Source organism: Sphingobium sp. SYK-6, from assembly GCF_000283515.1.
Lineage (GTDB): Bacteria > Pseudomonadota > Alphaproteobacteria > Sphingomonadales > Sphingomonadaceae > Sphingobium > Sphingobium lignivorans.
Map to the genome: position 1 here is coordinate 1357734 of NC_015976.1, position 26147 is coordinate 1383880.

Consider the following 26147-nt stretch of genomic DNA (forward strand, 5'->3'; position numbering starts at 1 on the left):
TCTGATTCTCCTATCTGTGTAGATGTTTCGCGCATCTTTCCAGTGCTATTTCCCGGTGAAATAGGCCACCGCGCGAAACTCGATGCTCTCGCGCACATGCGCATCGGCGCTGGTGCGGTTCTCGAAGGCGCAGTGCAGCGCGCGCCACGCACGGCGATGATCGCTGTCATGGAATTTTATGAGGATGATCTCCTCCCGACGCATGTCCGGATACCACCACCAGCGATGCGCGGGGCTGGCATGGAACAGAGCGCTCGCGCCTAGTGCCGCCTCCCCGGGAATGGGTGCTGAGAGCTCTTCGTCGCTCGGCAATGCTGGAACGTCGATCTTGACGTTGCGGATCTCCGGATCGTCCCGCGTACTCTCGAAATCGCACAGGGCGAGCGGCCAGTCCTGCGGCGGATCGGACAGGGGCCGCCAGACGCTGAGGATGAGAAAGCGCTGCCAGGGCGGTCCATCCGGCCGGGCGCGACGGTAGCGGTTCTGCGCGATACGATGCGCGGTCGGCGTATCGAAATCGACATGCGCGCGGGCGGCGGGGCGCTGGATCCGGCCAGCGGGGCCGGCGCTCGATCGAAGCTCCGCGCCCATCGGCAAGACGAGATCAGCGCCAGTCCTTTCCTGCACGATTCGCACGATTTCCTCGGCATAGGCGCTTCCCGGGCCGGCGGCCTCGCGTGGGTCGGCTACGAAGGACGGGCGATGCAGCAGCTCGAAACCATGCGTATCCAGCGCCGGGGCCGGGGTTGCCGTTCGGGCGTTTCGCAGCGTGACCGGCACGTCCACGAAGCGGCCGGTGGAAAGCCGCCCGTCCGGTGCCCAGTAGAAGCGATTGATGTGCGAATCCGGCGCGAGATAGCCGATGGTGGCCGCGAGCTGGTCCCGCGCCATCGGTCTCAGGCAGCGGAGCCGAACATGGCCCGGATGTCATCGGGCACGCGCTCGGCGCGCATCCCGCCCGGACGCTCGGCATCGCGCACGGTCCACACACGCTTCTCGGTCCCCTCGACGCAGGGGTGCCCATCCTTCAGCAGGCGGTGGCGGATGGTGAAGGAGGAGTTGCCGAAATCCGGCGCTTCCACTTCCAGCACCACATCGTCGCCATAAGCGGCCGGGCGCATGAAACGGGCCGACACATCGACCATCGGGAAGCCGACGACGCCCCGCGTCTTCACCATGTCCCTCTTGCGCACGCCCAGCGCCTTCTCGAACAACATGATGGTGCTTTCGCCGAACATCTCCAGGAAGCGTGGCGCGTAGACGATGCCCGCCGGGTCGCAATGACCCCATTCGATCCGATAGGGGCGGGAGAGGAAAGGCGTGAACGCGCGCGGCTCGTCGGTCATGGGGCGAAATCCAGTCCGCCGATCCGCTCGGCGAACCGCCAGCCCTCGGTGGTCTTGCACAGGCGGTCCGTATAGGTTCCGATCAGCGGGCCGTTCGGATCGCGGATCGGCAGGCCACCGTCCGGGTTCGCGGAGCCCTGATAGAGGAGGATGATGCTCTTTGCCGTCGCTTCCGTCTCGCTGATCACGTCCACCACGACATTGGAGACGACATGACGCGCGGCCCGGGCGGGGCGGGCGAGAAAGGCGGCGAGGATGGCATCGCGACCGATGACCGGCTTGTCCGGCGCGCTGGGGCGGGCCATTTGCCCATCCTCCGCATAAAGCGCCGCAACCGCTTCCCAGTCCGCCGCGTCGTTGAGCAGCGTGTACTGGTTGATGAGCCGGGTGCAGTCCCACTCGATCGCGCGACGGGTGGTTTCGTCCATGGCCATGCTCATGCCTGCGCGGTTTCTTCGGGCAGCAGTTCGGTATCGATCTGCGTTTGCGGCCCGGCCGGGTAGCGCGGGCCGGCGACGGCACCCGGCGCGAAGATGGCATCGACCTGCGCGATGGCATCGACCGGCAGCGTCAGATGCGCGGCCGCGACATTCTCCTCGAGATGCGCGATGGAGCGAGTGCCGGGAATGGCGATGATGCCCGGTGCGCGCGCGAGGACCCAGGCGAGGCTGAGTTGCGCGGGGGCGATATCGAGCTCTGCCGCCAGCGCGTTGAACCGCTGGGCGAGCTCCAGATTGTGGCTGAAATTCGGCTCCTGGAAACGCGGCATCGGGGTGCGGATGTCGCCGGGCGCGAAATTCGTGTCCGTGATCGAGCCGGCGAGCATCCCGCGGGCCAGCGGCGAGAACGCGACGAACGCGATGCCCAGGTCCCGGCATGCGTCAAGCACGGCCACTTCGGGGTTGCGGACCCAGGGAGAATATTCCGACTGGATCGCGGCGATGGGGTGCACCGCATGGGCGCGGCGGACGGTCGCCGCGGACATTTCGGACAGGCCGATGGCGCCGATCTTGCCGGCTTCCTTCGCGCGGACCAGCGCGCCGATCGACTCCTCGACGGGGACGTTCCGGTCGAGGCGATGCATGTAGTAAAGGTCGATATAATCGGTGTTCAGGCGCTTGAGCGAGCGCTCCAGCGAACCTGCGATCGTCTCCGGTCGCCCGTCGAGCACGCGGTTGCCGTCGATCAGGTCGAGGACGCACTTGCTCGCCAGATGATAGTCTTGCCGCCGGTGGCCGACGGCCTTGGCGAGCAGGGTCTCGTTCTTGCCCCCGCCATAGAGCGCCGCGCTGTCCAGATGCGTCACGCCGATGTCCAGCGCGTGGTTGAGCAGCCGGATCGCGTCCTCCTCGCTGGGCGAGACGTCATAGGCATGGCTGAGGTTCATGCAGCCCAGGCTGATGGCGGAGACGGCGATCCCGCCGAGCGGGCGCGTGGGGAGGGGCGTGGATGGCAAGGTCATGCGGGGCTTCTGTCCCCGGTCATCCCAAAAATCAATGTCGGGATGCATGGAACGCGCTGCGCGGGGGATGAAGCGCCCGCGCAGAGGGGGGCTCGAAGGGCGTTCGCAGGGACGACACGTTTCCGACGGTGGCTGGGGCCACGAAAAGGGCGGATAAGCTGGGCTGGCGCGGGATGAGACGCGCGCATTGGCGGACAGATCAGGACATATCTTCAGGGGGTGCCAGCGGGAAGGTCGAACTGCTGCTCGACCCACTGCCAGAAGGCCCTTGAGCTGTGCGCGACCGACTGCGCCGCGATCCTATATTGTTGGACGTTGTCGCGCACGCGGATCACTGGCCAATCCGCCTGATTGCGCGAGTTTTCGGTGCGAAAGGCCGCCAGAAGCCGTGTTCCCTGAGCCAACAACTCGGGCTCGGCCTTGAGCTGCGGGTCGGTCTCCAGCGCGTTGCCCAGACGGGCGAATTCGAGCACCAGATCGCGCCGAAGCATCACGAATTCGCTTGCGGTGCTCGGTTCGAGCCGGGGGCCAAGCTCGACGATGCGCTTCTCCACAGCCGCGAACGACTTGAGGGCATCGGTCAGTACGGCGCCGGCGCGCATGGCATTCCTCTCCTTCGATGCGGCCCGCCTTGTCGGGGTGCCGGGGCCATGTTCGTGGCCTTCTATTGTCGCTTTGTGACGGTTCCACCGCCATGATGCAATGACGGCGTGCCTGCCGCCAAGAAAAAAGCCTTGCCAGATTGCTCCGGCAAGGCTTCCGTTTCATTCCGGTGCAGGTTTTCAGCCCTGCTTTTCGAGCTGGACCTCGAGTTCGCCCAGCACCCGATAGCAATCGAGCACTCTCGCCACCGACGAATTGGGCTCGCGACCTTCGCGGATCGCCGCGATGAATTCCCGATCCTGCAGCTCGATCCCGTTCATCGACACGTCGACCTTGCTGACGTCCACGGGTTCTTCCTTGCCGGTCACCAGATCGTCGTAGCGCGCGATCCAGGTGCCGTTGTCGCAGATGTAGCGGAAGAAGGTGCCGAGCGGCCCGTCATTGTTGAACGAGAGGGACAGGGTGCAGATCGCGCCCGTCTCGCTCTTGAGCTGGATCGACATGTCCATGGCGATGCCGAGCTCGGGATGGATCGGCCCCTGCACGGCATTGGCCTGCACGATCTTGCCGGCCTGATAAGCGAACAGGTCCACCGTGTGCGCGGCATGGTGCCAGAGCAGATGGTCCGTCCAGGACCGCGGCTCGCCCTTGGCGTTCATGTTCTTGCGGCGGAAGAAATAGGTCTGCACGTCCATCTGCTGGATGGCGAGCTCGCCGGCCACGATCTTGTTGTGGATATACTGGTGGCTCGGGTTGAAGCGGCGGGTGTGGCCGACCATGCAGACGAGGCCGGTTTCCTGGCTCTTCTTCATCACCGCTTCGGCATCGGCCCAGCTGTCCGCCAGCGGGATTTCCACCTGGACATGCTTGCCGGCATTCATGCAGGCAATGGCCTGCTCGGCATGCATCTGGGTGGGGGTGCAGAGGATCACCGCGTCGACATCGTCACGGGCAAGCGCTTCGGAAAGATCGGTGCCGCTGTGCTTCGCGCCATATTTCGCGGCGACTTCCGCGGCCTGCTCGGCCTTGCGGCTGATGATCGAGACGATCTCGACGCCGTCGATATTCTTGAGACCGTCGAGATGTTTTTCGCCGAATGCGCCGGCGCCTGCGAGAGCTATTCTCATGGGGCAGTCCTTTCACATGAGCGCCCTCTCACCTGCGAGGGAGAGGGCCGGGAAGGGGGGCGGGGAGGAGAGGAGCGGGCTGACACGCCGCAGCGTGGCGACCCCTCTCCCAACCCTCTCCCCTCGAGAGGGGAGAGGGCTAGGGCGGATCGACATTCAGCGCTGGCGGTCTGCAAATGGCGCTTTCCCGGGCTTCCGGTGCTCACGTACCTTGAGTACGCTGCGCTCCGGGTCCCGAAAAACCACCATTTTCGCCACGCCATCATCTGAATGTCGATCCGCCCTAGTGGACGATCAGGCCTGGGCCAGGCTGTGTCCGCTCATCACCTTGCGCGGTTCGAGCGGTGTACCTGCGGTCTCCTCCGGCTGCAGGATCATCGCGCCGAGCGCGGTGTTGGAGGCCGGGATGTGATAGAAGGTGTAGAGATCCCGCACCTTCTCCGGCAGCGCGCCGCGCATGATGAGCCACATGACCAGCTCGATGCCTTCCGATCCGCTTTCGCGCAGATACTGGATGTGCGGCATCTTGCTCAGCTCCTCGGGGTCGCTGATCAGCTTGTCGATGAAGTTCAGGTCGAACTCCTTGTTGATGAGGCCGGCGCGCGGGCCCTGAAGCTGGTGGCTCATGCCGCCGGTGCCCCAGACATGGACGTTGAGGTCTTCCGGGAAGCTCTCGACCGCGGCGCGGATGCTGTCACCGAGCGCGAAGCAGCGCTTGCCCGACGGCGGCGGATAAGTGACGACATTGACCGGGAAGGGGATGACCTTGCACGGCCATTCCTCGGGCTCGCCGAAGATCATCGAGAGCGGCACGGTGCAGCCATGATCGACGTCCATCTGGTTCATGATGGTCATGTCGAACTCGTCGAGGATCAGGCTCTGGGCGATGTGCCAGGCAAGGTCCGGATGGCCCTTCACGTCGGGCACCGGGCGCGGGCCCCATCCCTCGTCGGCGGGCTTGAACGTTTCCGCGCAGCCGATCGCGAAGGTCGGGATGATGTTCATGTCGAAGGCCGAGGCATGGTCGTTATAGACCAGGATCACGACGTCCGGCATGTTGCCGGGCTGCTTGATCCAGTCGCGGATCGGCTGGTAGCCCTTGAACACCGGGCCCCAGTAATCATTGTCGCTGGTGCCGGTCTGGATGGCCGCGCCGAGCGCGGGAATGTGGCTGGACGTGATGCCCGTGGTAACGCGTGCCATATCAGTAGCCTCCCTTGATCGAGCGCACACCCGCGGGCGAACGGCCGCCATCGATCATCATCTGTGCATATTCTTCCTGAGTCATGCCGGTCATCGAGCCGGCGGCGAACTGGAAGCTCTTGCCGTCGGTCGAGAACAGCTTGGACAGGAAATAGACATTCCCGCCCTCGTCGATCATCGCATTGTAGTCGCGGGCCAGCACGGCGGCCTTGGCGGCGGGCGTGAGGTTCCACTCGTCCAGATAGGCGCTCTCGTCGGCCTTGAACCGCTCGCGGTTCTCGGCCTTCATCAGGCTCATCGCGAACTGGTTGAGATTATAGCCCTTGCGCGCGCGCTGGGCGGTGAACACGCGGGTGCCGGGAATGTCGTCAAACTCGGCGAGATAGGCGTGAACGTCGATTCTCTCTTTCTTCTCGGTCATATGGTCCTCTCTTTAGTGATTTCGAGCAGGATGGGCACATCCTGCGGCTCGGAAATCACGGGAAACAAAGCTCTAGAGCCCGCGGGCCTTCAGCTTGGCGTCGAGACGCGGGAAAACGCGGCGGGTGTTGCCCTCAAAGATGGCGTGGCGTTCCTGGTCGGAGATGTCGAGCGCATCGATATAGCGCTTCGTATCGTCGAAATAATGGCCGGTGGTCGGGTCGATCCCGCGCACGGCACCGACCATCTCGCTGCCGAACAGGATGTTCTTGTTGTCGATCACGTCGGCCAGCAGGTTGATGCCCGGCTGGTGGTAGACGCAGGTATCGAAGAACACGTTGTTCATGAGCAGTGTGTCGAGGCTCGGCTGCTTGAGCATGTCAGCCAGGCCCCGGAAGCGGCCCCAGTGATACGGCACCGCGCCGCCGCCATGCGGGATGATGAAGCGCAGCGTCGGGAAATCCGCGAAGAGATTGCCCTGCAGCAACTGCATGAAGGCGATGGTGTCGGCCGCCAGATAATAAGCGCCGGTGGCATGCATCGCCGGATTGCAGCTGCCCGAGACGTGGATCATCGCCGGCACGTCCAGCTCGACCATCTTCTCGTAGAAGGGATACCAGAACCTGTCGGTGAGTGGTGGATGCTTGAAATGGCCGCCGCCCGGATCGGGATTGAGATTGCAGCCGATGAAGCCCAGCTCGTTCACGCAGCGCTCCAGCTCCGCGATGGAGCTGGTCATGTCCGCTTCGGGCGACTGGGGCAGCATGCACACGCCCGCGAACGTCTCTGGGAAGAGGTCCACCACGCGGGCGATGAGATTGTTGCACGCCTGCGCCCACGGGACCGCGACCGACTGATCGCCCACATGCGGGGCCATGGCCGAGGCGCGGGGGCTGAAAATCGTCATGTCCGCGCCGCGCTCCTTAATGAGGCGCAGCTGATTGGCCTCGATCGTCTCGCGGATCTCGTCGTCCGAAATCTCGGGATAAGGCGGGGCGGGCTGGCCGGCCTTGAAGGCGGCCTTCTGCTGCTCGCGCCATTCGTCATGCGCCTTGGGCAGCACCGTGTAATGGCCATGGCAGTCGATGATCATCATCATTCGGTTACCTCTCGTGATCGTCTCTGTATTTCTTCATTGTCGGTCTTCACTTCATCGCTCCGGCCGGACCCGGCGTGAGGAAAGGGCTGCTTAGTCCCTCATGCGGCGCTCCTGCCGGCCGGGGTCGACGCCCGTTCGGGATGCCGCTCGTCCAGCAAGGCCAGCTTGGCCTCCAGATCCTGCGGCATGTCCGCCCCGGCAAGCAAGGTGCCCATCGCCCGCTGGCGCGCCACCGTGCCGCGCGTCATCAGCGGATCGATGCCCAGCTCCGAGAGCGTCGCCACGACTTCTTCCATCTCGGCGGCACGACGCGTGCCATGTGCCAGCATGCGATCGAGATTATAGTCCGCCTTCTGCGGCCAGTCACCGCCGAGCGAACGCAGCACCCCGTCCGTCACGCCCGCCGCGCGGGCCGCGAGCAGCATCTCGGCGGTGAGCGCCTCGATGCCCTTGACCATCACCGAGCGCACCATCTTGGTGGCGCTGGCCGCGCCGATGGAGGCGCCGCAAGGCTGCACTTTCGAGAATCCGATGCTGCGCAGCATGGCTGCACCATCCTCGCCATGCGGGCCGCTCACCAGCAGGGGCGCCGTCAGCGCGGCGGGCTGCACGGGGGACATGACCGCGACATCCACATAGCGCCCGCCGGCCGCTTCCAGCACGGCGGCATTGCGCGTCTTGGTGCCCGGGGACACTGAATTGAGATCGCAGAACAGCGCGCCCGGCGGGATGTCCTGCGCTGCCGCCTGCGCGGCCGGGGCGGCCTGATCGGCGGTGACGAGGCTGAGCACGATGTCGGCGCCATCGAGTGCCTGCGCCAGAGTCTCGCAGCCGATGACGCCGTGCGCGGCATAAGCGGCGCGCATGGCAGGCGCCGTTGCGGGATCGAGCGTCTTGATGTCGAACACGCGCACAGTCGCGCGCCATTCGCCGGCGGCGGCAAAGGTTCTCCCGGCTTCGCCAAAGCCGATCAGGGCAATCCTCGGACTCATGCATCCTCCTTGCAGGCTCGCGCGCGCGAGCGCAAATTTGAACGCGCCGGTGGCTATAAGGTCAGGCGAATGGTTCGGCTGCAGCCCTGTCCAGCTGCGCGATGAAATCGGCCTGCGCGGGCGAGGGGCGCCACTGGGCGCGCGTGGTGATGCCGATGGTGCGATCGAACTGGCCGGGCGGCTCGCCGAGCGAGATGAGCCAGCCCGCCTGCCGCTCCACCGAGACCTGGTCCGGCGCGAGCAGCGTGAGGAAATCGGTCTGCATCAGGATCTCGCGGATCATCATCACCGAGCCGCACTCGATCGGCACGATCGGCGGATCGAGCCCGGCGGACCGGAACATGGCCTCGAATCCCGTGCGCAGCGGCGCGCCCGAGGAAGGCACGATCCAGGGATAGCGGGCGAGCGCGGCCAGTGGCGGGAGCGTCGGCGCGTCCGTATCCCCGGCCAGCGCGGCGATGGGATGGCCGGCGCGGGCCAGCGCGATCACGCCGGCATGGAACAGCGGGCGCTGCACCAGATCGGGCCCCGGCGGCGGCTCGCGCAGCGCGCCGATCATGAAATCGAGGCTCCCGTCGCGCAGCGGCTCGGTGAGTTCGCCATGCGAGCCTTCCACGATGACGATCTCGACGTCCGGATGCGCGGCATGGAAGCGCGCCAGCGCCATGGGCAGCACCCGTGCGCGGGAGAGCGGCATGGCGCCGATGGTGAGACGCGCCACGCCCGGCCGGTTCTCGCCCAGCGCTTCGCTCAGCCCCGCTTCCAGCTCGCTGCGGGCGAGGCGGAAGGCGCGGGCCGTGCGCCGGCCCGGATCGGTGAGCGCAATGCCGCGCCCCCGCCGCTCGACCAGCGGGCGGCGCAGGATGAGCGCAAGATCGCCGAGCGCGCGGTGCAGCGTGGGCTGGGAAAGGCCAGTGCGCGCGGCCGCCGCGGCATAGCTGCCGGCATCGGCGACCGCGAGGAACGCGCGCATCTGGGCCGTGGTGACGCGGTGCGAGCCGATCAACGCCAGCGCCCGCTCGATCCGCGCCGCCAGCGCGCGGGCGGGGGGCAGGGGCGTCATGCCATCGGTGCGCCGCTCGAAGAGCTGAAGCTCCAGCAGGGACTCCACCCGCGCGATCGCCTGAGTGACGGCGGGCTGGGTCAGGTGGACCGTGCTGGCGGCGGCGGAGACGCTGCCCCGGCTCACGACGGCCGCGACCGCCGCGAGGTGGCGCAGATTGAAGGACCAGGGCGTCAGCATCAGGGCGGACTTAGCAGCAGCTTATGGTCCGCGCAAAGTTCGCGCTTGCCTGACGCGCGCATGGGGGTGGATGGCGTGTACGATGTCGCTATTCGCGCATGCGGGTGGATGGTGTCCGCCGTGTCACTATTATAGTGATAACGGTCATCAATAGTGACGATGATCAATCTGAGGAATGAGAGGAGCTGCCATGGGTGTCGTCGTGCAGAATATCGAGCGTGCGCCGCTGGAGGTGATCGATGGTCTCGCCGCGTGCGGTGTCGCCACGGTTCACGAGGCGCAGGGCCGGACCGGTCTGCTGGCGTCCTACATGCGCCCCATTTATCGCGGCGCGCGCGTGGCCGGCAGTGCGCTCACCATCAGCGCGCCTCCGGGCGACAACTGGATGGTCCATGTCGCCATCGAGCAGCTCAAGGCTGGCGACATCCTCCTGCTGGCGCCGACCAGCCCCTGCGAGGATGGCTATTTCGGCGACCTGCTGGCGACGAGCGCGCAGGCGCGCGGCTGCCGTGGCCTGGTCATCGATGCCGGCGTGCGGGACGTGCGGGACCTGACCGAGATGAACTTCCCCGTCTGGTCCAAGGCCATCTACGCGCAGGGCACGGTCAAGAACACGCTGGGCAGCGTCAACGTGCCGGTGGTGTGCGCCAATGCGCTCGTCAATCCGGGCGACGTGATCGTGGCGGACGATGACGGCGTATGCGTCGTGCCGCTCGCCAATGCCGAGAAGGTGCTGGAAGCCGCCCGCGCGCGCGAAGCCAATGAAGGCGACAAGCGCGAGAAGATGGCGAACGGCGTGCTCGGCCTCGACCTCTACAAGATGCGCGAGCGGCTGGAGAAGGAAGGGCTCAAATATGTCTGAGCCGGTCGTGCCGGGTGGCGTGCGCTGCATGTGGATGCGGGGCGGCACGTCCAAGGGCGGCTATTTCCTCGCCGAAGACCTGCCCGCCGACACGGCCACGCGCGACGCCTTCCTGCTGCGCGTCATGGGCTCGCCCGATCCGCGCCAGATCGATGGCATGGGCGGCGCCGATCCGCTGACCAGCAAGGTCGCGGTGGTGAAGAAGTCCGCGCGGGAGGGCGTCGATGTCGACTATCTCTTCCTGCAGGTGTTCGTCGACCAGGCGATCGTCACCGACGCGCAGAATTGCGGCAACATCCTCGCCGGCATCGGCCCCTTCGCCATCGAGCGCGGGCTGGTCGCGCCGACGGGCGACGAGACCCGCGTCGCCATCTTCATGGAGAATACCGGCCAGATCGCCGTCGCCACGGTGCAGACGCCGGGCGGCACGGTGACCTATGACGGCGAGGCCGCGATCACCGGCGTGCCGGGCACGGCCGCGCCGGTCCCGCTGCTGTTCCGCGACACCGCCGGCTCCTCCTGCGGCGCGCTGCTGCCCACCGGCAACGGCGTCGACGAGATCGACGGCGTCCGGGTCACGATGATCGACAATGGCATGCCCTGCGTCGTCATGCTGGCGAGCGACGTCGGCGTCACCGGCTATGAGGACCGCGACACGCTGGACGCCAATGCGGAGATGAAGGCGAAGGTCGAAGCGATCCGCCTCAAGGTCGGCGCGATGATGAACCTTGGCGACGTGACGGAAAAGTCCGTCCCCAAGATGATGCTCGTCGCGCCGCCGCGCGAGGGCGGGGCGATCACCGTGCGCTCGCTCATCCCGCATCGCGTCCATGCTTCCATCGGGGTGCTGGGTGCGGTGAGCGTGGCGACGGCCTGCCTGATCGAGGGCTCGCCGGCCGCATCGGTGGCGACGGTGCCGGACGGCGCGACCAAGACGCTGGGCGTCGAGCATCCCACCGGCGTGACCGAATGCGTCGTGACGGTGGATGCGGCGGGCCAGCCGGTGGAAGCGGGCATGCTGCGGACGGCGCGCAAGCTCATGGACGGCATCGTGTTCGGATAAACGGACGGGATGGCCGGATAAGGAACGGCCGGGGCCGGGCCGCCGCGACGCGGGGCATCGGGCCGGGCAGGGAATAAGGCGCCGCCGAAGCGGACGACATTTTTAGGACAGGCAGACCAGCATGACGAACGACGAGCGCATTCTCTCCTGGAACGAGACCCCCTCCAAGCCGCGCTACACGCCGCCGCCGGGCGCGATCGACGCGCATTGCCACGTCTTCGGGCCGATGGCGCAGTTCCCGTTCAGCCCGAAGGCGAAATATCTGCCGCGCGATGCCGGGCCGGACATGCTGTTCGCGCTGCGCGATCATCTCGGTTTTGCGCGCAACGTCATCGTGCAGGCAAGCTGCCACGGCACGGACAATGCCGCCACGCTCGACGCGATCGCCCGCGCGCAAGGCAAGGCGCGCGGCATCGCGGTGGTCGATCCCGCGATCGACGAAGCGGAGCTCGCGGCGCTGCACGAGGGCGGGATGCGGGGCATCCGCTTCAATTTCCTCAAGCGGCTGGTGGACGATGCGCCCAAGGACAAGTTCCTCGAGGTGGCGGGGCGCCTGCCGGCGGGCTGGCATGTCGTCATCTATTTCGAGGCGGATATTCTGGAAGAGCTGCGCCCCTTCATGGACGCCATTCCCGTGCCGATCGTCATCGACCATATGGGCCGCCCCGACGTCCGCCAGGGGCCCGACGGCGCGGACATGAAGGCCTTCCGCCGCCTGCTCGACAGCCGCGAGGACATCTGGTTCAAGGCGACCTGCCCGGACCGGCTGGACCCCGCCGGCCCGCCCTGGGACGACTTCGCCCGCTCGGTCGCGCCGCTGGTCGCGGACTATGCGGACAGGGTCATCTGGGGCACCGACTGGCCGCACCCGAACATGCAGGACGCCATCCCCGACGACGGGCTGGTGGTCGACATGATTCCGCGCATCGCGCCCACGCCGGAGCTCCAGCACAAGATGCTCGTGACCAATCCCATGCGTCTATATTGGTCAGAAGAAATGTGATCTGAGTCATAGTCATCGCTTGGGGAAGGAGGCAGAAAGAGGGCCACAACAGACTGGAGAGAGCGATGTCATTTCCCGCGACCCCGGACTATACCGGCCTCAACAAGCCGGTAGGCCAGGAAGTCTCGATCAAGGGCCTGAAGGCGAGCGAGGGCACGATTCCCGCAGATGTGCGCGGCGCATTCTTCCGGGCCGTGCCCGATCCGCAGTTCCCGCCTTTCTTCCATCCGGACACCGCACTTTCCGACGACGGCATGATCAGCCGGGTGCTCTTCAACGCGGACGGCACCGTGGACTATGACATCCGCTATGTGCAGACGCCGCGCTGGAAAGCGGAGCGCGCCGCGGGCAAGCGCCTGTTCGGGCGCTATCGCAATCCCTACACCAATGACCCTTCCGCTTTCGACCTCGAGGGCACCGTCTCCAACACGACGCCGGTCTGGCATGCCGGCAAGCTCATCATGACCAAGGAGGATGGCCCGGGCCATCAGGTCGATCCGCATACGCTGGAGACCATCGGCGCCTATGATTTCGGCGGCGTCCTGCGATCGAAGACGATGACGGCGCATGTCCGCGTCGATCCCGAAACGAAGGAGATGTTCGTCTATGGCTATGAGGCGGACGGGCTCTGCTCGAAGACCATGGCCTACTGGTGGACGGACCGGGACGGCAAGCTGGTGAAGGAGCAATGGTTCGAGGCGCCGTTCTGCAGCCTCGTCCACGACTTCGTCATTACCGAAAATTACGCGATCTTCCCGCTGCAGCCCACCACGGCCGACCTGGAGCGTGTGAAGGGCAAAGGCGCCCACTGGGTGCACCAGCAGGACCTCGACTATCATGTCGGCATCATGCCCCGCTATGGCGACGTCTCACAGATCCGCTGGTTCAAGGGCCCCAAGGGCATGTCCAGCTTCCACATGATGAATGCCTTCGAGACCGACGACGGCAAGGTCCACATGGACCATCATGTCACGGACACGATCGCTTTCCCCCACATTCAGGCGGACAGCGGCATCAATGTCCCGCCCCAGATGCTGGGCGGCGGCTTCCAGCGCTGGATCATGGACATGAAGGGCGACGGCGAGAGCGTGGCAGTGACGCCGCTCGGCCCTCCGGGAGACATGCCGCGCATCGCCGATGCCGATCAGGGCCGGCCCTACCGGCGCGGCTGGTATTGCAGCATGAATCCCCAGCCCATGGGGCCGCCGGTGATGGGCGGCGTGGTCGGCGTCATGTTCTCGGCCCTGCTGCGCAAGGATTTCGAGACGGGCGAGATCGTCGGCTACAACCTGCCGCCGGCGCACGGCATGAGCGAGACCGTCCACGTTCCCGCCAGCGAACCCGGCCATGAGGGCTGGCTGATCGCGGTGGTCGATCACCAGCTCGGGCCGGACACATTCGAGCATGCGCTGTGGATCTGGAATGCGGGCGATCTGCCCGCCGGGCCGGTCGCCAAGGTGCCCGTGCCCACGCGCATGCGGCCGCAGGTCCATGGCTGGTGGGTGCCGATGGCAGATTACGAGGCGGCGCGGGCGGCCTAGGCAGCAAATTCGCGGATTCTGAGAGAGCCAAAAGCGAGCTTTTCAGCCATTTCTGTTCGTCATCCCGGATCGAGTCCGGGATGACGTCGTGAATGACGAGAGATGGTGCGCCGCCATGGCCTCGGAATTCGTCCACGCTCCCTAGGACAATGTCGATCAGCCCTGAGGGGCCCGGAGGGGGCGCGGCTTGCCACCCGGCGGGGCGGCGGGCGCGCTTACCAGCTCGCGCCGTCGATGAAACGGCGCGGCAGGCTTTTCCAGAGCGCGGGCTCGAACAGCCTGAGATTGATGCCCATCCGGTCATAGGCCGGATCGTGCGCGCTCCAGTGCGTGACGACGCCGCAGGTGCCGCAATGCCACAAGGTCAGGGTCGCGTCGCCCTGCACATAGCCCACGCCGGTGCCGGTGACCTCCACCTCGCCGGGCGAGCGGTACGTCCACAGGGCGCCGGTCCGCCGGCAGATCGAGCAATTGCATTCGCCGGCATCGACGGGATCGCCGTCCATCGCCACCCGGACCGCCCCGCAATGGCAGCTGCCTTCATGCTTCATGGCCGTCTCTCCCGCTTCGACAGGGCAAGCGCCTGTCGAGGATCGATCCTACCATGGCTGGCGCGGAACGACAGCGGCCATCGCAGCCGCCATCGTTCCTGCCGCATGAGGCCGCGTCGGAGGCCGCGCGCTGCCTCGCGCGCTCAAAGCGCGGAGATGGCCTTCACCGTCTCGTCGAAACGGCCCTCGCGCTCGGCGTAGCGCAGGAACTTCACGGTCTCGACCAGGATTTCCGGCGGGGTCGGCGCGGTCTGGAAGAGCGCCATGACTTCCGCGACATAATCCTCCAGCGGCATGTAGTTCTCGCGGGTGGACTGGCCGGGCGTCAGCTCCGTGCGCACGGCGGGCGGGGCGATCTCGATCACTTCGATGGTGCCGGCAAGCTGCGCGCGCAGTGAAACCGTCCAGCTGTGCAGCGCCGCCTTGCTCGCGCTGTAGCTGGGCGTGCCGATCAGCGGCACGAAGGCGAGGCCGCTGGTGGTGTTGATGATCGCCGCGTCCGGCTGCGCCGAGAGATGCGTCACCAGCGCATCGGTCAAGCGGACTGGCGCGAGCAGATTGGTGGTGATGGTCCGCTCGGCAATACTGGTGTCGCCTTTGCGGGTCAGGTCCTCGCGCTGCATGATGCCGGCATTGTTGAACAGGATGTTCAGGGCCGGGAAGCGGGCGATGGCTTCTTCCGCCAGCGCCGCGATGCTTGCCGGATCGCTCGCGTCGAAGGTGAGGGCATGCATGCCGTCGCGCCCCGCGATGGTCTCCTCGAGCGTGGCGGCGGTGCGCCCGGCGACGATGACGGTGTTGCTAAGATCATGGAAGCGCTGGGCAAGCGCGCGGCCGATGCCCGAGCCGCCGCCGGTGACGAGCATCGTGTTGCCGGTGGTTTTCATGGGAAGTCTCCTCTTTGCCAGTGGACGACGCCCTATCTATGCCGATACTCTCGAATCGAAAGAAGGCACCGAAAAGATTTATACTTACTCGAAAGAGAGTATTGGCCAGAAAGAGAGTATCGGATGACAGCGAGCTCCGGAAGCGCAAGCCCGGCGCGTTACGACGAGATCGACCCCCGCGTGGAAGCGCTGGTGCAGGACCTGATCGCGCAAGTGGCGGACAAGTGGACCATGATCCTCATCGAGGTTCTGCACGACCATGGCGAGCAGCGCTTCACCCGCATCGCGCAGAAAGTGCCGGACATCAGCCAGAAGATGCTGACCCAGACGCTGCGCCGGATGGAGCGCAACGGGCTCGTGTGCCGCACCGTGCATCCGGTCGTGCCGCCGCGCGTGGACTATCGGCTGACGGCGCTGGGCGAGAGCCTGGGCGAGGCCTTCTGCGGCGTGTGGGAATGGGCGCAGGCGCATCTCGACACGGTGGAGGCCGCGCGGCAGGGCTTTGACGGGCGCAAGGCGGAGGGCGTCTGAGCGGGCCGGGCGTGACGGGGCAGGGCATGACGACGCCGCGCGGGCATGACCCCCTTGCGGGCGCTCTCCCGCATCGTCAAAGAAGGGCCATGCGTATCCTGCTTCCGGCCCTCGTCGGCCTTGCCCTGCTGTCTCCCCTCCATGCCCGGACCGCCGCGGTCTCGCCCATCCTGACCACGCCCGACGCGGTGGACAGCGAGACCTATGCGCAGCCGCGCATCGCACGCGTGACGCATGTCGCGCTCGATCTCGATGCCGATTTCGAGGCGCGGGTGATGCGCGGATCGGCCCGGCTGGACATTCTCGCCGCGCCGGGCGCGCGGGAGATCGTGCTGGATGACAAAGGCCTCGCGATTGAGCGGATCACTGACGACAAGGGCAGGGCGTTGCGCTGGACCGTCGGCGCCAGCGAGGAGAACAAGGGCGCGCCGCTGACCGTGCAGATCGGCGCCGCCCGGCAGATCACGATCCATTACAGCTCCCGGCCCGATGCGAGCGCGCTCGGCTGGCTGCCGCCGGCGCTCACTGCCGGCAAGCGCAAGCCCTTCCTCTTCAGCCAGGGGCAGGCGATCGAGAATCGCAGCTGGATCCCGACGCAGGACAGCCCCGGCATCCGCCAGACCTGGGAAGCGAGCATCACGGTGCCGGACGATCTGGTCGCGGTGATGAGCGGCGAGCGGCTCACGCCCCAGGGCGAGCCGGCCGGAGCAGGGCGCAAGCGCTATCGCTTCCGCATGGCGCATCCCGTGCCGCCTTATCTCATCGCGCTGGCGGTGGGCGACCTCGCGTTCCAGCCGCTCGGCCCGCGCAGTGGCGTCTATGCCGAGCCGGTCACGCTGGCGAAGGTCGCGCCCGAGCTGGACGACACCGAGCGGATGATCGACGCGGCGGAATCGCTCTACGGCGCCTATCGCTGGGGCCGCTACGACATGCTCGTGCTGCCGCCCTCCTTCCCTTATGGCGGGATGGAGAACCCGACGCTCACGTTCCTCACGCCGACGATCTTCACCGGCGACAAGGCCAATGTCGACGTCGTGGCGCACGAGCTGGCGCATAGCTGGTCCGGCAATCTCGTCACCAACGCGACCTGGCCGGACGGCTGGCTGAACGAGGGCTTCACCACCTATTTCGAGAATCGCATCGACGAGATCGTCTACGGCAAGGAACGCGCGGCCGTGCTGGCCGACATCTCGTGGGACGATCTCCAGCGCGACCTGCGCGGCAGCAAGCCCGCCGCGACGAAGCTCTATGTGGGGCCCGGGGAGGAAGCGGGCGAACTGGCCTACAACAAGGGCGCCATCTTCCTGCGCACCATCGAGAAGACCGTGGGGCGGAAGCGCTGGGACGCCTATCTGCGCGCCTATTTCGACCGTCATGCCTTCCAGCCGCAGACCACGGCCGGCTGGCTCGCTGACCTGCGCGCGAACCTCATCAAGGGCGATGCGGCGCTCGAAGCGAAGCTGCAGCTCGACCGCTGGGCCTATGAGGCCGGCCTGCCGGACAATGCCGTCCATGTGCGCTCGGCCACGCTGGCGCAGGTGGATGCCGCGATCGAGCAGGTGAAGGCAGGCGGCCCGGTGGCGTCCCTTCCCTTCGCGGGCTGGGGCACGCAGGAATGGCAACGCTTCCTCAACGGCCTGCCGCGCACGCTGCCTGCCGCGCGCCTCGCCGAGCTGGACGGCGCGATGAAGCTCGGCACCTCGCCCAACGCCTATGTGCGCTCGGCCTGGCTGACGCTGGCGATCGGCAATCGCTACGAGCCCGCGCTCGCCTCCGCCGAGGAATTCCTGCCGCGCGTCGGGCGGCTGCTGCTCATCCGCCCCGTCTACCGCGCGCTGGCGGCGCAGGGCGACTGGGGCATGCCCGTCGCGCGCCGCATCTTCGCACAGGCGCAAGGCGACTATCACCCGATCACGGCAGCCGTGGTGGAGAGGATCCTTGAGCCGGCGGGGTAGGGTGGATCGATATCCAGCGCTGGCGGCCTGCCAAGGGCGGTTCCGGGCTTCCGGTGGAAGATCTTGCCTTCAGCCCTGGTTTTGCGCTGCGCGGGTGACTGGATTCCCGTGTGCACGGGAATGACGAGGGAGGGGGAGGGCAGGTCTGCTGCCCCCCTACGGTCAGTCCGCGGGCTGGCTGTTCGGGCCAGCCAATTGCCCGCCTCTCCTTTCACCGCCTACTTTAGAACCGGCGCGATATCGACCAGCTTCACATCGCGCATCTGATGAAGATAGGCTTCGTAATAACCTTTGTGCGACGCGCCGACGATCGCCAGCATCCTTGTGCCTGCCCGCCGTCCGAGTACTTCCCTGATGTTCGCGACCATCCGCAGGTTGCGGGTTTCCCAATAGGCGACGTAGCGCCTGCCATATCCTTGCGGAGAGGGGTCGGCCAGCGCTGGTCCCCAGTCTGACTTGTAGGCCTCGATGGCGTAGGATGGATCGTTGAAGGCGCGATAGAGATTGAGAAGGCCATCGGATGAGGTGATGGTGCTTGCAAGAGCGTCGCTTTGGGCCTTGCGCGCTTTCGATGCGTCATTGTCCCAGGCGCGCGACAGAGCCTTGCCAAAAGCTTCCTCGTCCTGCAGCGCGCCCATATAGGTCGATTGATCGTCCACGCTCCACACACGCTCCAGTCCGGCACGCGCCGCGACACGCGCAGCGATCAGATCGGTTTCGTTCACCCGCTGAGCGCGTGCCTTCAGCAGATCGACAAGCTCGGATGTCAAAATGCCGTCCGCGATGCGCTGGCTGTCGGGCAGGCGCAGCCATTGCACCAGGGCCGATGCAGGCTCTCCCGCTGCCAGGAAGGTCGCGGCCAGTGTGCGACGCATCGCAGGAGCCGGGTTGTCAGGCCAGTCCGCCAGCATGGCTTCCGCCTTCGCATTGGCCGTCGGGACATCGAGGCCAGTGGCTAGCGCGGCACGGGACGGGTCGAAGCAATAGGATCGATAAGCGTCCTCATAGCGCGCCGGTTGCCGCCGCATCATATCGCAAAGAAGCCCGGAATTATCCTCCGTCGCGACCGCTGTGGGCTGCCATGCGACAAGGCGGGACAGGAGCGGCTCGACCATCTCGGGACGAAGACGATCACGCCATTGCGAAAGATGCGGACTGGCGAGAACCATGACCTGGTTCGGCTCGCCCACCGGCCGATCATCCATCGCGTCCGGACGAAAGGCGGGTGAATAGTCCTGTGCAGACACAGCTGCTCCACCCATCAGGGCCACAACCGCAATCATGGAAAGCGACGCCAATGACCTCATAAGATCTCCCCCATCATGCAAGACTTCCGCCAGGAAATGCCGCCGACTTGCGAACGCGTTATTGAACGCGCGAGGATTTCCCGCAATGGCAGGATCGCTTCCGGCCCATGATCCCAAGTCAAGTCAGATCGGCGAGGTCGATGCGGGCGCCGGCGAGGGCGGCCTTGTTGGCGGCGCGGCGTTTGCGTTCGATTTCCAGCCGCTCGGGCGGGGCTTCTTCGTCCGGGAGGGCGGCGAGGCTGGTTTCGTAGATGTCCTCGAAATCCTCGGCGAATTCCGGGTGGGTGAAGATGAGGCCGCGATTCTCGCTCATGCCGCGCAGGATCTTCTCGCCGGCTTCCAGCGGGTCCATGCCGTTGGAGAAGGCGGACGCGAAGTGGCGCAGCTCGGCTTCGTCCACCGGCGCGAAGCCGCTCTCGCCGAGGCGGGCGGGGCGCTTGAGCGCGCTCAGCCCGGCATCGGTCGCCACCAGAGCGGGGCACACCAGCGAGACGCCGATGCCGTGCGGCGCCAGATTGTAGCGCAGCGACTCGGTGAGGCCGCGCACGGCGAACTTGGATGCGGTGTAGATGCCGGCCTGCGGGCCCGAGAGATAAGCGGCCATCGAGGCGACGTTCACGACATGCCCGCCTTCGCCGGTCGCCTTGATCTTCGGCAGGAACGCCACCAGCCCGTTCGCCACGCCGCCGAAATTGACGCCCATGATCCAGTCATAATCGGCGTGGCTGGCTTCATCCGTGGGGCCGAACACGGAGACGCCGGCATTGTTGACCAGCACATGGCATTTGCCGAAATGATCGATGACTTTATCTGCAGCATCAGCGAATGCGGGGCGATCCGTGACATCGAGCCTGATCCACAGCGGCGCCTCGCGCCCGCGCTGCGCGAACCAGGCGTCGCAGCGGGCGCGCTGCGCCTCGTTCCGGTAGGAAAGGGCCAGGCGCATCCCGGCATCGCTGAAGGCCCGGGCAATGCCGAAGCCGATGCCTGTCCCCGCGCCGGTGATGAAGGCGACCTTGCCGGTCCAGTCCATGGCGTTTCCTCTCGATTCATTGGCTTTGCTTTGTTAGCCATCCTTGCAGACAAGGAGAGAGGAGTCGATAATGGCTGATGTGGAAACGCGTTTGGCTGAGCTGGAAAAGAAGGTTCAGCAACTCGAGGACGTGAACGCGATCAGGCGGCTCCAATGGGCTTATGGATATTATATAGATTATAACAGGCCGGAAGAAGTCGCCGGGCTTTTCGCGAAGGACGGCGTCGTCGTCTTTCTTTCCGGTGAATATGTCGGTTACGAAGGCGTGATGCGTCTTTACGGCACATGGTTCCAGAATCGCTTCACCGGCGGACGACGCGGGCCTGTCCATGGCCTGCTTCTCGATCATTTCCAGCTTCAGGACATCATCACCGTCGCCGAGGACGGGCAGACCGCCAAGGGTCGGTTCCGCGGCATCCTCGCGGGTGGCTGGCATGACGAGGTGCTGCACGAGAAGCCGGACGAGGTCCCGCAGCAATTCTGGGAATCCGGGCTCTACGAGAATGACTATGTCAAGGAAGACGGCGTCTGGAAGATCAAGCGGCTCGATTACATGATGCAGTGGCAGGGCGATTATGAGACCGGCTGGGCGCACACGGTCGCGCATCTCCAGCCGGCGCTGGTCTGCTATCCGGAGAATCCGGACGGCCCGGATCGCATCCTGCCCCAGAAGGACGTGCGCCAGACCTGGCCGCACCGCTACGAAGTGCCCATGAGTTTCGCGCATCCGGTGCTGGGCAAGGCCTTCATGGTCGAGAATTTCACGCCGATGATGATGAAGAAGGAGAAGCCCGCATGAGCCGCGCATCCCTGGGCACGCGCGTCATGGCCCTCGCGCTGGGGCTGGCCGGCATCGCCGCGCCCGCGCAGGCGGCGGAGGGACAGTGCGATCTCACCGCCCGGCAAGTGGTCGATCGCTTCATTCCGCTGTTCTACGAGCAGAAGGACGTGCGCACCGCGTTCATGACCTGGGTGGCGGAAGATTATATCCAGCACAATCCCGTGGCGAAGGACGGGCGGGACAATGGCATCGCGGCGCTGGAGCCGTTCTTCCGCTCGATGCCCGAGCTGCGTTACACCGTGGCGCGCGTGATTGCGGAAGGCGATCTCGTCGTCGTCCACAACAAGCTCCAGATGAATGCGCAGGATCGCGGCTCGGCGGTGGTGGACATCTTCCGGGTCGAGAATTGCAAGATCGTCGAGCATTGGGATGTGATCCAGCCGATCCCCGAGAAATCGGCCAATCCCCATCCGATGTTCTGAACGCGGGCGTCGGGGCCTCTTGCCGGGCGCCCGGAGTGCGACGGTGCGGCTAAGGGGAGGAGAGGACATGAAGGCAAGGATGTTCATGGTCGCCATGCTGGCGATGTCGGCCGCTGCGGCGCCCGCTCGCGCCGCCGAGCCGGACAGTTGCGGGAAGACGGCGGTGGAGATCGTCAGCGATTTCAGCCGGCTGTTCTTCGTCGAGAAGAACTGGCGCGAGGCGTTCATGACCTGGGTGGCCGAGGATTATATCCAGCATAATCCCTATGCGCAGGACGGGCGGGCCGCTGCGCTGCGCCATCTCGGCCCGATCTTCGATGCCAATCCGCAGCTCAAGGTGGATATCAAGCGCATCTTCGGGGACGAGACGCATGTCGCGGTCCATTATCATTCGGTGATGACACCGGGCACGCGCGGTTTCGCGGCGGTGGACATGTTCCGGGTGAAGGACTGCAAGATCGTGGAGCATTGGGACGTGATCCAGCCGATGCCGGAGACATCGGCCAATCCGCATCCGATGTTCTGAGCCCCGGCCGCCATGCCCGCGCCGGCGACGGGTTGATTTTGTCCGCTGATCCGTGCAGCCCCTGATGCCAGGACAAGACGGGCCGGAGATCAGCGCGCCGGCACAAGGCCGCCCTTCCTCAAGCTAGAGCAGAAGACCCCATGCCCATCGACCCCAGCAAAGTGAAAGCCATCGACGTCCACGTCCATGCGGAAGTCTCGTGCCACGACCCCGAGGACCCGGTGATGGCGCAGTTCTTCGATGCCGCGTCCGCCTATTTCAAGGCGCCGCGCGAACGGCCGAAGATCCCCGAGATCATCGATTTCTACCGGCAGCGCGAGATCGCCTTCTGCCTGTTCACGGTGGATTGCGAAAGCGCGGTCGGCGCCAAGCGGGTTTCCAACTACGAGATTGCCGAGCTGGCGGCCGAGCATGACGACATCGTCATCCCCTTCGCCTCGATCGACCCGCACAAGGGGAAGATGGGCGCTCGCGAGGCGCGCGACCTGATCGAAAATTATGGGGTGAAGGGCTTCAAGTTCCACCATCTCATCCAGGGCATCCACCCCTCCGACCGGACCGGCTACCCGATCTACGAAGTGATCGCGCACTACAAGCTGCCGGCGATCTTCCACACCGGCCATTCGGGCATGGGCACGGGCATGCGCGGGGGCGGGGGCATCCGCCTCAAATATGGCCAGCCGATGCTGGTGGACGATGCGGCGTCCGATTTCCCGGACATGAAGTTCATCCTCGCGCACCCCAGCTGGCCCTGGACGGACGAAAGCCTCTCCATGGCGCTGCACAAGGACAATGTGTTCATCGACCTGTCCGGCTGGAGCCCGAAATATTTTCCGCCGCAGATCATCCGCTATGCCAACACGCAGCTGAAGCACAAGATGATGTTCGGCAGCGATTTCCCGCTCATCACGCCGGGAAAATGGATCGCCGCCGCGCAGGAAGTCGGCTTCAAGGAGGATGTGCTGCCGCTCATCCTGAAGGACAATGCCGTGCGCGTGCTGGGGCTGGGCTGAGGGGGCCGGCACCCGGACATCGATGACGAAAAGGCGCGGGCGGGGGCTGCCTTCAATCGCGCCGGACAAAAGGAGAGGAGCAGCATGAGCGATCTGGCCGGACGGCACATCATCGTCACCGGGGCATCGAGCGGCATCGGTCTCGCCACGGCGCGGATGCTGGCCGCGCGCGGAGCGAAAGTCTCGATGATCGCGCGGCGGATCGATGCGCTGACGGCGCAGGCGGGCGAGATCGGCACCGGCGCTGCCGCCTTCGCCGCCGATGTGGGCGACAAGGCGGCACTGGACGCCGCGCTGCAGGCCGCGGCGGACCGTTTCGGCCCCGCCTATGGCCTGTTCGCCAATGCCGGCTTGGCAGGCAATTTCGCGCCCGCGCTCGATTATCCGGGCGAGCTGTTCGAGGATGTGCTGCGCGTCAATCTCACCAGCGTCTTCTGGGCGATGCAGGCCGTGCTGCCCGCGATGATCGCGGCGGGGGAAGGCAGCATCCTCGTGACAGGTTCGATGGCGAGCAAGCGAGGCATGGCGATGAACCCCGCTTATGTCGCGTCCAAGCATGGCGTGCTGGGCCTCTCGCGGGCGATCGCGGTGGAAATGGCGCCGCATGGCGTGCGGTGCAATTGCGTGATCCCGGGCTTCATCGATACTCCCGCCTTCGACCTCATCCCGCCCGATCAGGCGGCGCGGATCAACCAGCGCGTGCCCCAGCGCCGCATGGGCTCGGCGGACGAACTGGCCGAAGTGGCCTGCTTCCTGCTCTCGCCCGCCGCGAGCCATGTGACCGCGCAGGGCTGGGCCGTGGACGGCGGCGTGCTGGAGACACTGGAGGTCTGATGCGGGGCAAAGCGGGGCGCCTTGCACGGCTGATTCGCGAGGCCGGCGGCGATGCCGGTGAGGCAGCGGGACTTGCTCTGCGGCGCAACCGGACGTCCGCGCACTGGCAGGGGGAAATGCGCGCAAAAGCCGCAGAAAATCATGCTGTTCCGGGCTTCCTTCTTGGTGGGCCGGAGGGGCTGTGTTATTTCGCGCAGTGAAAGAACAAGCGAGGAGGAGAGGCGCTTGATCGAACGGAAAGTGAAGACCGTACGCGCGCTGGAGCGCGGCTTGCAGGTCCTGTCGGAAATCGACCGGCGCAAAGGCGCCAATCTTCACGAACTTCATCTGGCGCTCGGCCTGCCCAAGGCGACATTGCTGCGCATGGTGGTCACGCTGGGCAAGCATGGCCATATCTGGCAGCGCCTCGCCGATGGCGCCTTCCTGCCAAGCGCGCGCCTGCGGCCACCGTCGGCGGATATCTCCGCCGAGGAAGTGGCCGAGGTCTCATCTGGTCATCTGGCCCGCCTGTCCGATCAGGTGGCATGGCCTTCCGCCGTGGCGGTGCCGCGCGCCGACCATGTCGAGATCGTGGAGACGAACAGCCCGCTCATCCGGCTCGATGCCATCATGCTGGGCCCGGTGGGGGTGCGCCTTTCCTATCTGCACACGGCGACGGGGCGGGCTTATCTTGGCGCCTGCCAGCCGGACGAGCGCGCGGCGATCGTCCGCCGGCTGCGCCCGGCGGAAGGCGACAGCGCGGGAGAACGGCTGCTGGACGACATGCTCGCCGGCATCCGCGACCGTGGCTATGCGCTGCGCGAGCCGTTTCATCCCTGGCCGGACCGGGACTGGCAGGCAGTGCGGCAGGACGGGCGGCGCTCCATGGCGGTGCCGGTCATTCTCGGCGCCTTCCCGGTCGCGTCGATCAACATCACCTGGCTGCAGCGCCGCAGCGACACGGCGACGGTCGTGCAGCGCCATCTCGGCGCGCTGCGCCGCGCGGCGGAAGGCATCGCGACGGACCTGGCGGCGGCGCGCGGCGTCGTAGCCTGACCGGGCCTTCGGGGCGGCGAGGCGGTATCGACTCTGAAAGGCATTGCATGCGGTGAAAACGCTGCGCTTGCCGGAGCTCGCGCGAGGCGGCTAGAGCCGTTCGGAAGAGGCGCCGGCGAGGGATGCCTCAAGGGTTTTGAACGGCCGCTCCCGGGTCGGTCCGGCTGAACAGCCCAGCGACCGTCCAGAGCCGGCCAGGCGAATGAGCACAGGAGACAAGCGGATGCGTGCATGGCAACTGGCGGCGGGCGCCACCTCGATCGATGATCTGAGCCTGATCGAGATGCCCGATCCGGTGCCCGGCCCCGGCGAGGTCGCGATCCGCGTCCACGCATGCTCCCTCAATTATCGCGATCAGGCGATCGTGCGCGGCCAGTATATGGGCGGGCCGGTGCCATCGCCCATCGTGCCGCTGTCGGACGGGGCCGGCGAGGTCGTCGCGGTCGGCCCCGGCGTCTCGCGTTTCCGGACCGGCGATCGGGTGGCCGGCACGTTTTTCCAGGACTGGGTCGACGGACCGCCCAATCCCCACACCGGCCCCGCGAACGGCGCGGCAGGCGGGCGGGGCATGCTTGCGGAAACCGTGCTACTGCCCGAGCAGGGCGTCGTCTCCATCGCCGCATCGCTGAGCTACGCGGAAGCCGCGACGCTCCCCTGCGCGGGCGTGACGGCCTGGAACGCGCTGTTCGAGGGTCCGCGACCGGTCCGCCCGGGTGATCGCGTGCTGCTGCTCGGCACCGGCGGCGTCTCCATGATCGCGCTGCTGCTGGCCAAGGCGGCGGGTTGCGAGGTCATCGTCACATCCTCGAGCGATGCCAAGCTCGAACGGGCGAAGGCACTCGGCGCCGACCATGGCGTCAATTACAAGGCGATCGAGGACTGGGGGCGCCATGTCGGCACGACGCTGGGCGGCGTGGACAAGGTGGTCGAGGTCGGCGGGGCCGGCACGCTGCACCAGAGCTTCGCCGCGCTGCGCCACAATGCCGAGGTGGCGCTGATCGGCGTGCTCAATCCCGTCGGCGGGCCCAATCCGGCCGCGCTCATGATGACCGGCAGCATCCTGCGCGGCATCTTCGTGGGCTCGCGACGCATGGCCGAGCGGCTGGCCGGGGCCGTGGACGCCAATGGCATCAAGCCCGTCATCGGCGCGACCTTCAGCTTCGAAGACGCGAAGGCGGCTTATGCCTATGTCGAATCCCCGGACCTGTTCGGCAAGGCGGTGATCGCATTCTCCTGACCCCGGCAGGC

At 66.2% G+C, this 26147-nt stretch carries 28 protein-coding genes; 13 read left to right on the forward strand and 15 right to left on the reverse strand.

Annotated elements, in window-relative coordinates:
• Positions 1-45: 45 nt before the first annotated feature.
• The 11 genes from SLG_RS20295 to SLG_RS06140 form a co-directional block, all read right to left on the reverse strand.
• Positions 46-891: a CmcJ/NvfI family oxidoreductase gene (locus SLG_RS20295; RefSeq protein ID WP_014075570.1), complete on the reverse strand. Its 846-nt coding sequence runs from the start codon at positions 889-891 to the stop codon at positions 46-48.
• Between the two features lie 5 nt (positions 892-896).
• Positions 897-1346: an acyl-CoA thioesterase gene (locus SLG_RS06095; RefSeq protein ID WP_014075571.1), complete on the reverse strand. Its 450-nt coding sequence runs from the start codon at positions 1344-1346 to the stop codon at positions 897-899.
• Positions 1343-1774, reverse strand: coding sequence for a nuclear transport factor 2 family protein (locus tag SLG_RS06100; protein ID WP_231848766.1), 432 nt, complete (start codon positions 1772-1774; stop codon positions 1343-1345). Before SLG_RS06100 ends, SLG_RS06095 begins: the two co-directional genes overlap by 4 nt.
• Positions 1775-1782: 8 nt before the next feature.
• Positions 1783-2808 (reverse strand): aldo/keto reductase, encoded by a 1026-nt coding sequence (locus tag SLG_RS06105; protein ID WP_014075573.1) that lies wholly within the window; start codon positions 2806-2808, stop codon positions 1783-1785.
• 212 nt (positions 2809-3020) lie between these two features.
• A complete protein-coding gene (locus tag SLG_RS06110; protein WP_014075574.1) occupies positions 3021-3410 on the reverse strand; it encodes a hypothetical protein in 390 nt (129 codons plus the stop codon).
• 180 nt (positions 3411-3590) lie between these two features.
• Complete coding sequence (locus SLG_RS06115) at positions 3591-4538, reverse strand: Gfo/Idh/MocA family oxidoreductase (protein WP_014075575.1); 948 nt, start codon at positions 4536-4538, stop codon at positions 3591-3593.
• Positions 4539-4832: 294 nt separating this feature from the next.
• Complete coding sequence (locus SLG_RS06120) at positions 4833-5741, reverse strand: class III extradiol dioxygenase subunit beta (RefSeq protein WP_014075576.1); 909 nt, start codon at positions 5739-5741, stop codon at positions 4833-4835.
• Position 5742: 1 nt separating this feature from the next.
• On the reverse strand, positions 5743-6162 hold the full coding sequence (ligA, locus tag SLG_RS06125) for a protocatechuate 4,5-dioxygenase subunit alpha (protein WP_014075577.1): 420 nt from the start codon (positions 6160-6162) through the stop codon (positions 5743-5745).
• 72 nt (positions 6163-6234) lie between these two features.
• Positions 6235-7260, reverse strand: a complete 1026-nt coding sequence (locus tag SLG_RS06130) for an amidohydrolase family protein (RefSeq protein ID WP_014075578.1) — start codon at positions 7258-7260, stop codon at positions 6235-6237.
• A 98-nt stretch (positions 7261-7358) separates the two neighbouring features.
• Positions 7359-8252, reverse strand: a complete 894-nt coding sequence (locus SLG_RS06135) for an NAD(P)-dependent oxidoreductase (RefSeq protein ID WP_014075579.1) — start codon at positions 8250-8252, stop codon at positions 7359-7361.
• Between the two features lie 61 nt (positions 8253-8313).
• A complete protein-coding gene (locus tag SLG_RS06140; protein ID WP_014075580.1) occupies positions 8314-9495 on the reverse strand; it encodes a LysR family transcriptional regulator in 1182 nt (393 codons plus the stop codon).
• A gap of 190 nt (positions 9496-9685) precedes the next feature.
• Here SLG_RS06140 and ligK point away from each other — a divergent pair, with 190 nt between their 5' ends.
• The 4 genes from ligK to SLG_RS06160 all read left to right on the forward strand — a co-directional run bounded on the left by ligK (position 9686) and on the right by SLG_RS06160 (position 13964).
• Positions 9686-10357, forward strand: a complete 672-nt coding sequence (gene ligK / locus SLG_RS06145; RefSeq protein WP_041391773.1) for a 4-carboxy-4-hydroxy-2-oxoadipate aldolase/oxaloacetate decarboxylase — start codon at positions 9686-9688, stop codon at positions 10355-10357.
• Positions 10350-11420, forward strand: coding sequence for a 4-oxalomesaconate tautomerase (locus SLG_RS06150; protein WP_041391774.1), 1071 nt, complete (start codon positions 10350-10352; stop codon positions 11418-11420). The genes ligK and SLG_RS06150 overlap by 8 nt, the downstream gene beginning before the upstream one ends.
• Positions 11421-11541: 121 nt before the next feature.
• A complete protein-coding gene (gene ligI / locus SLG_RS06155; protein ID WP_014075583.1) occupies positions 11542-12423 on the forward strand; it encodes a 2-pyrone-4,6-dicarboxylate hydrolase in 882 nt (293 codons plus the stop codon).
• Between the two features lie 65 nt (positions 12424-12488).
• Positions 12489-13964 (forward strand): carotenoid oxygenase family protein, encoded by a 1476-nt coding sequence (locus SLG_RS06160; protein WP_014075584.1) that lies wholly within the window; start codon positions 12489-12491, stop codon positions 13962-13964.
• 215 nt (positions 13965-14179) lie between these two features.
• On the opposite strand, the gene SLG_RS06165 is transcribed toward SLG_RS06160, so the two are convergent.
• Together SLG_RS06165 and SLG_RS06170 are read right to left on the reverse strand one after the other, a co-directional pair.
• Positions 14180-14515 carry a GFA family protein gene (locus SLG_RS06165; protein WP_014075585.1) on the reverse strand — a complete coding sequence of 112 codons (336 nt, stop codon included), beginning with the start codon at positions 14513-14515 and terminating at the stop codon, positions 14180-14182.
• 143 nt (positions 14516-14658) lie between these two features.
• Entirely contained in the window at positions 14659-15402 is a 744-nt protein-coding gene (locus SLG_RS06170; protein ID WP_014075586.1) for an SDR family oxidoreductase, read from the reverse strand.
• A 123-nt stretch (positions 15403-15525) separates the two neighbouring features.
• Here SLG_RS06170 and SLG_RS06175 point away from each other — a divergent pair, with 123 nt between their 5' ends.
• Positions 15526-15933 carry a winged helix-turn-helix transcriptional regulator gene (locus SLG_RS06175; RefSeq protein ID WP_014075587.1) on the forward strand — a complete coding sequence of 136 codons (408 nt, stop codon included), beginning with the start codon at positions 15526-15528 and terminating at the stop codon, positions 15931-15933.
• 89 nt (positions 15934-16022) lie between these two features.
• Entirely contained in the window at positions 16023-17888 is a 1866-nt protein-coding gene (locus tag SLG_RS06180; RefSeq protein ID WP_041391776.1) for a M1 family metallopeptidase, read from the forward strand.
• A gap of 218 nt (positions 17889-18106) precedes the next feature.
• Here SLG_RS06180 and SLG_RS06185 read toward each other — a convergent pair whose 3' ends face one another.
• Complete coding sequence (locus SLG_RS06185; protein ID WP_231848767.1) at positions 18107-19150, reverse strand: DUF5694 domain-containing protein; 1044 nt, start codon at positions 19148-19150, stop codon at positions 18107-18109.
• Positions 19151-19313: 163 nt separating this feature from the next.
• Positions 19314-20228 carry an SDR family oxidoreductase gene (locus SLG_RS06190; protein ID WP_014075590.1) on the reverse strand — a complete coding sequence of 305 codons (915 nt, stop codon included), beginning with the start codon at positions 20226-20228 and terminating at the stop codon, positions 19314-19316.
• 70 nt (positions 20229-20298) lie between these two features.
• Here SLG_RS06190 and SLG_RS06195 point away from each other — a divergent pair, with 70 nt between their 5' ends.
• The 7 genes from SLG_RS06195 (at position 20299) to SLG_RS06230 (ending at position 26136) form a co-directional block, all read left to right on the forward strand.
• Positions 20299-21027, forward strand: a complete 729-nt coding sequence (locus SLG_RS06195; RefSeq protein WP_014075591.1) for a nuclear transport factor 2 family protein — start codon at positions 20299-20301, stop codon at positions 21025-21027.
• Positions 21024-21491, forward strand: a complete 468-nt coding sequence (locus SLG_RS06200; protein ID WP_014075592.1) for a nuclear transport factor 2 family protein — start codon at positions 21024-21026, stop codon at positions 21489-21491. Before SLG_RS06195 ends, SLG_RS06200 begins: the two co-directional genes overlap by 4 nt.
• 67 nt (positions 21492-21558) lie before the next feature.
• Complete coding sequence (locus SLG_RS06205) at positions 21559-22017, forward strand: nuclear transport factor 2 family protein (protein WP_014075593.1); 459 nt, start codon at positions 21559-21561, stop codon at positions 22015-22017.
• Positions 22018-22157: 140 nt separating this feature from the next.
• Positions 22158-23030, forward strand: a complete 873-nt coding sequence (locus SLG_RS06210) for a 4-hydroxyphenyl-beta-ketoacyl-CoA hydrolase (protein WP_014075594.1) — start codon at positions 22158-22160, stop codon at positions 23028-23030.
• Positions 23031-23114: 84 nt separating this feature from the next.
• Positions 23115-23864, forward strand: a complete 750-nt coding sequence (locus SLG_RS06215) for an SDR family NAD(P)-dependent oxidoreductase (protein ID WP_014075595.1) — start codon at positions 23115-23117, stop codon at positions 23862-23864.
• Between the two features lie 225 nt (positions 23865-24089).
• Entirely contained in the window at positions 24090-24899 is an 810-nt protein-coding gene (locus tag SLG_RS06225; protein ID WP_014075596.1) for a helix-turn-helix domain-containing protein, read from the forward strand.
• Positions 24900-25122: 223 nt separating this feature from the next.
• Positions 25123-26136 carry a zinc-dependent alcohol dehydrogenase family protein gene (locus SLG_RS06230; protein ID WP_014075597.1) on the forward strand — a complete coding sequence of 338 codons (1014 nt, stop codon included), beginning with the start codon at positions 25123-25125 and terminating at the stop codon, positions 26134-26136.
• Positions 26137-26147: the final 11 nt, after the last annotated feature.